The sequence below is a fragment of the Imperialibacter sp. genome, from assembly GCF_040222385.1.
Taxonomy (GTDB): domain Bacteria; phylum Bacteroidota; class Bacteroidia; order Cytophagales; family Cyclobacteriaceae; genus Imperialibacter.
In genome coordinates, this window is the sequence record NZ_JAVKDF010000044.1 from 1 (window position 1) to 5,296 (window position 5,296).

The 5,296-nt window shown below is 46.8% G+C and carries 1 protein-coding gene; it reads left to right on the forward strand.

Annotated features, from left to right (window positions below):
• Positions 1-5,296: hypothetical protein (locus RIG68_RS23310; protein WP_350128041.1), on the forward strand; the 5,296-nt coding region annotated here is incomplete at both ends.

Sequence of the window (5,296 nt, forward strand, 5' to 3'; positions counted from 1 at the left end):
AAGCTTTCGATGTAGCTGCCAATGGTGGTACAAACACATTCCCTACCGCTACAGCACTCGCTCCTGGCACTTACTTCATCGAAGTAACAAGCGACCTGGGCTGTCCGGCTGCTCTTAAACAGTTTAGTATCGGAAATACAACACCAATTCCAACGACCAATACGGTAGCTGGGGTCGACAATACATCTTGTACTGCTACGCCGAACGGCCAGGTATCATCGAATTTTGTTTGGACAGGCGGAGCGGTTTCCTATCAGTGGTATTTCGGTACTATAGCCTCTGGAACGGCCGTAGCACTCGTGACTGGTGCTAACCCTGGCAATGGATCTATACCTAGCGATCCAACATTAGCAACCGTTACAGGTTTATCGGCAGGCACCTACTATGTGGAAATTAATGATACGGATGGAGGTGCTGGCACAGGTTGCGTTTACCGACAGGAAGTTTCTATCCTTACGGATCAACCAGTGATCACAATTGCTGGCAGCAACAAAAATCAAGACAATACAATTTGTGATCCGGCCGCAGACCCTGACGGATACAATGGAGAATTCGAAGTACTGACTGTCAATAAGGATGGCGTTGCAGATGTGCTTGGAAGCTACACATTTGACTGGTATACCAGCGCCGGAGTTTTCATCATCAATACTGCTGGTGCAATAAATAATGACTTCAATGCCGGAAGCTACCGAGTGGTGGCAAAAAATACAGCAACAGGTTGTGTGTCTTCGCCGGTTCCATTTACCATTGGAGACAACACGGCTAAGCCAGTATTGGCAGGTAACTTCACCATTACACCATCTTTAAGTTGCGACAATACCAATTTCCCTAATGGTACAATTGATATAGACCCTGATGGCAACGTCGCCAACAATCCCGCTGGTTATACTATTGAATGGCATACCGGTGGAACTGCGACTATGGCAGTAGGAAATGTTACAACCGATAATAACAATCTCTCCGATGACTTAATAGACGACGTGTTGGACAACGTTTCACCTGGAACTTATTCTGTTAAAGTGACAAATACAGCCACTGGTTGTTTCAGAGTTCAACAGTTTGTAGTAGGGTCTGGTGTGCCTGCCTCACCATCCTTGACGGTAGCGGTTACACAAGAGGTGACCGATTGTAACAACCCTGATGGCATCCTCACCGGAACGCCAGCTCCAAAGGCCGCCTCAGAATATAACTGGTTTTGGTTTACTGACGACCAGACCACTAGCGTGACCACTGTCGGTGGTGATGTATCGGTGGAGGGAGTAGCGTCAAGCCTTCCAGAGGGCCTTTATTACGTAAGAATTCAGGACAAAGAGACCGGTTGTGTATCTAGCTTGATGAGCAAAACACTCACCAGGTCGTCTGTCGCTCTGGTAAGTGTAACCATCAATTCCGCACCTGGGGATTGCGATTCCGATGCTGGCGAGTTTGAGTTTGATATAACCGGCAGCTCTGGTGTGGTTGACATACGTGTTCTGAAAGAAGACGGCACAGTAATGATCGCCCAAACTGGCATCAACGTGGCCGCTGTCAACCCTGACGTCACAGTGGCAGACTCTGATCCCGGTGCCACTACCTATTTCTCCAATGCTGGTTTTATTAATGGCAAGTACGTAATTGAAGTGACTGATCAGGTTACAGGTTGTGTTGACGAGCAAGACTTCTTTTTACCATACGTTGGCGCTCCACGACTAGATTTAGCTGTCCCAGTCGTTGTTAGTCATAGTACCAACTGCCAGCCTTACGATGGTGCAGCTATTATCGCAGGAGATAACACCAATGGAGTGACCGGCGGCCAGGGAGGTGCAACAGGCCAAGTTAGTGTAACACTTACGCTTGTGGACGGAGAATTCACAGGTGACAGTCACGACAATTATCAGGTATTCCTTTTCCCAACAACAATAGTTACACAACCCGAAACTGAAATAGTTCTTACGGTGGATGATATTACTGGTTTCTCCGTAAATGACAATATGACCATCAATGGAGGGACAGCAACCGGAGAAATAGACGCTATCAGCGGTCTGGAGCTGACTATTGACTATACAGGAGGGGACATTACCAGCATTTTGGCCGGAAATACAATCAGCGATGGAATCAACACTCATACTATCACTGGGGTTACTCGTGCTGGATTATGGTCTGTTGCTGAAGGTAGACCTACCAATATTCAGGTACTCGAAGGGACGATCGCAGGTCAAAATCAGGCCGACCTGGGGTATGGTGACGTCACACCAGGGCACGATGATATAGAAAACACCTACGTATTTAATGGCCTGACCGCTGGGGAATACACTGTAATGGCAGCCCAGGAAGGCGCACTATTTTGCTTATCTCCGTCAGTAGTCTTCGAAATCGAAGATAGATTCTTCGAGTTATACATTGACGAATCAGATGTCGCTGATATCGAAATAACCAACGATACCAATTGCGATGGAATCGCCGGCAACTCAAACGGTGCTATTAACATTAAACAGATTGATCGTAGAATTCTTGACGGAGCCGGTGTTCCTACTAGTGATGGTATTGATGATGCAACCATTAGTACGGACTACACTTATCAGTGGTTTGAAGGTACCAATACTTCTGCCCCAGCACTAGGAACAACTGCAACTGCTGCGGTCAACAATGGACACCAAATAACCAACATACCTGCTGGCTCTTACACCGTATTGATCACAAACGGGACAACACCTGCCGGTAGCGCCGACGCATGTACGGCCACATATACCTTCGAGGTTCAAAACGAACCGGAAGTAATTGAAATAATCGCAGCACCGGCCGACAATACCAACTGTTCTACACCTTTTAACGGAGTTATTACAATCAATACCGTTGAGGTAGATGGAGGCGGCGCAACGCCATGGAATACAACGGCTAACTTTAGCGCTAATTTGTACAAGGTAGGTACGGCCACGCCATTTGCAGGCCCTATATTGTCAAATGGTGCAACCGACCAATTTACTGGTCTTGAAGATGGAGATTATGAAGTGGTTGTTGAAAATAACCTGACTTGCGAATCGACTGCTTTCCCTGTCACAGTAGTTGACGCAACTAGCCTGCCAACACTAACGGTTAACTCGACTACCAACAACACCAACTGCACAACCAATAATGGTCAGATTACCGTGGATTTAGGTGGAGCGGTTGCAGGTTACAATTACAGCTGGTTCGTTGGTGACATCACCAGCACAACTGCTTTTACCGGAACTGAGTCAAACCCATCAGGCACTGAAACTCAAATTTCCGGGCTATCTGGCGGTACTTATACACTTAAAGTAACGGACAACTCTTCACCTGATTTTGGTTGTTTCAGCTTTGTCACGGAAGCTATTGCCGATGATATCGATAATATTATTGACTTTACTTTCAACGTAGTTGATAACCCCGATTGCACACCGGATAATGGATCAGTGACATTAACCAGCATCGACCTCTACAATAGCTCCACCAATGTGGCAAGCACTTTAACTGCGCCGGGCGACATCATAGCCATTGATGCATATACCATGAATGTCTACGATGCATCAGACAACTCGATAGTTGACACCAATGTGGAAGATGCCGGTGATAATGTAACCATTGCCGGGCTACCAGCTGGAAATTACCTGATTGAAATTCTAAATCCGGCAACACAATGTTTCTCAGCTCAAAAGGCGTTCACAATCGATGACCTCAGTAGTTCACCTACTGTTGACATTGTGGAAGATCAGAAGAACACCATTTGCGATCCAACTTTCGGTGCGTTAGAAGCTAATGGGCAGTTGACTGCTACTGTTACCGGAGACGCTGATGACAACTACACTTTCCAGTGGTACAACGGCCCCACAGGAAATGTCGGCTCAAGTACTGCTCTTTCTAATGGAGTAGCGCACAATGGTTCGACAGTAGGTATTGACGAATCGGGTGTCAACACATCTGTCATCTCTAACATTCAAGAAGGTAACTACTGGGTTTTCATCACTGACGTGACTACTGGAAATTTGGGATGTACTGTCACTGGTGGGTTTACACTTACAGCTAACCTCACTCCTGTAACGCTGGACATTGCCAATGTTTCGACAACTCCAGCAACTGATTGCGCCAACCCTGACAATGGAACAATAAGCATCGACTTAGCTGATATATCGGGTTTTCTGGGTAACGACATGAGCGATTACCGAATAATCATTGCAGGTGTTACTACAACCGCAGATGATCAGACATACAACCCTGGCGCAGTTGATCCATTTATTATTACAGACTTATCCGCTGATACCTATGATTTGACTATCATCGACAAAACAACTGGGTGTGTTTCAGTGGTCTATCAAAAAACCGTGCTGTTCGCTCCCGTCGAACCTATCATTGAAGTGACGACAAATAGCGCCAACAGATTCTGCGACACAAGTGGCGGTACTGTTGGAAATGGAGCAATTGAAATTCGTGTTCAAAATCCTCTGGGTGGATACTACGATCCTGGCAACTACACCTTCGATTGGTATGACCTTCAATCCGGTAGTGCTGGCCCGTCATCCCCATCATCAGGTGTCGGCGACGCTCTCCCTGGCGCCGGCTCCGATGAAAGAACCAATCTGGCTCCTGGCTTTTACACTGTAGTGGTCACTGCGAATGACGTAGCTGCCAATGATGGTTTGGGTAGAGGTTGCTTTGATCAGGTGATAGTTGAAGTGCTTGACAACCCTGACGTAATAGAACTTAACACAACAATTGTTGATGTAACAAATGTAACCGATTGCACACCTGATAACGGTCAAATTGAGGTGACTGATGTGCTCCGCAATACGTCTAGTGACGCCCTCGGCAATTACACCTTCCACCTGTATCAAAGTGATGGAGTAACTGAAATCCCAGCCGTTTCGGCCTTCAATGGCACAGCGATCGTTTCTTCGCTTTCTCCGGCAACATATTTTGTAGAGGCGAGGAGCACAACAGGCAGTGGTTGCTCATCTAACTTGCTTCAGGTTGTGATAGAAGACGACGCTGTGACCCCTACAGTAGCCATCGCACAAGATCAGCCTAACACTATCTGTGACCCTACATTTGCAGCGCTGGAGGCTGATGGGCAACTAACAGCTACTGTTACCGGTGACCTCGATGACAACTACACTTTCCAGTGGTACAATGGCCCTACAGGAAATGTTGGATCGAGCACTGCCCTCTCTAATGGAGTAGCGCACAATGGTTCTACAGTAGGTATCGACGAATCAGGTGTCAACACATCTGTCATCTCTAACCTACAGGAAGGTAACTACTGGGTGTTCGTTACTGATAACATTACTGGAAATCTTGGCTGTAC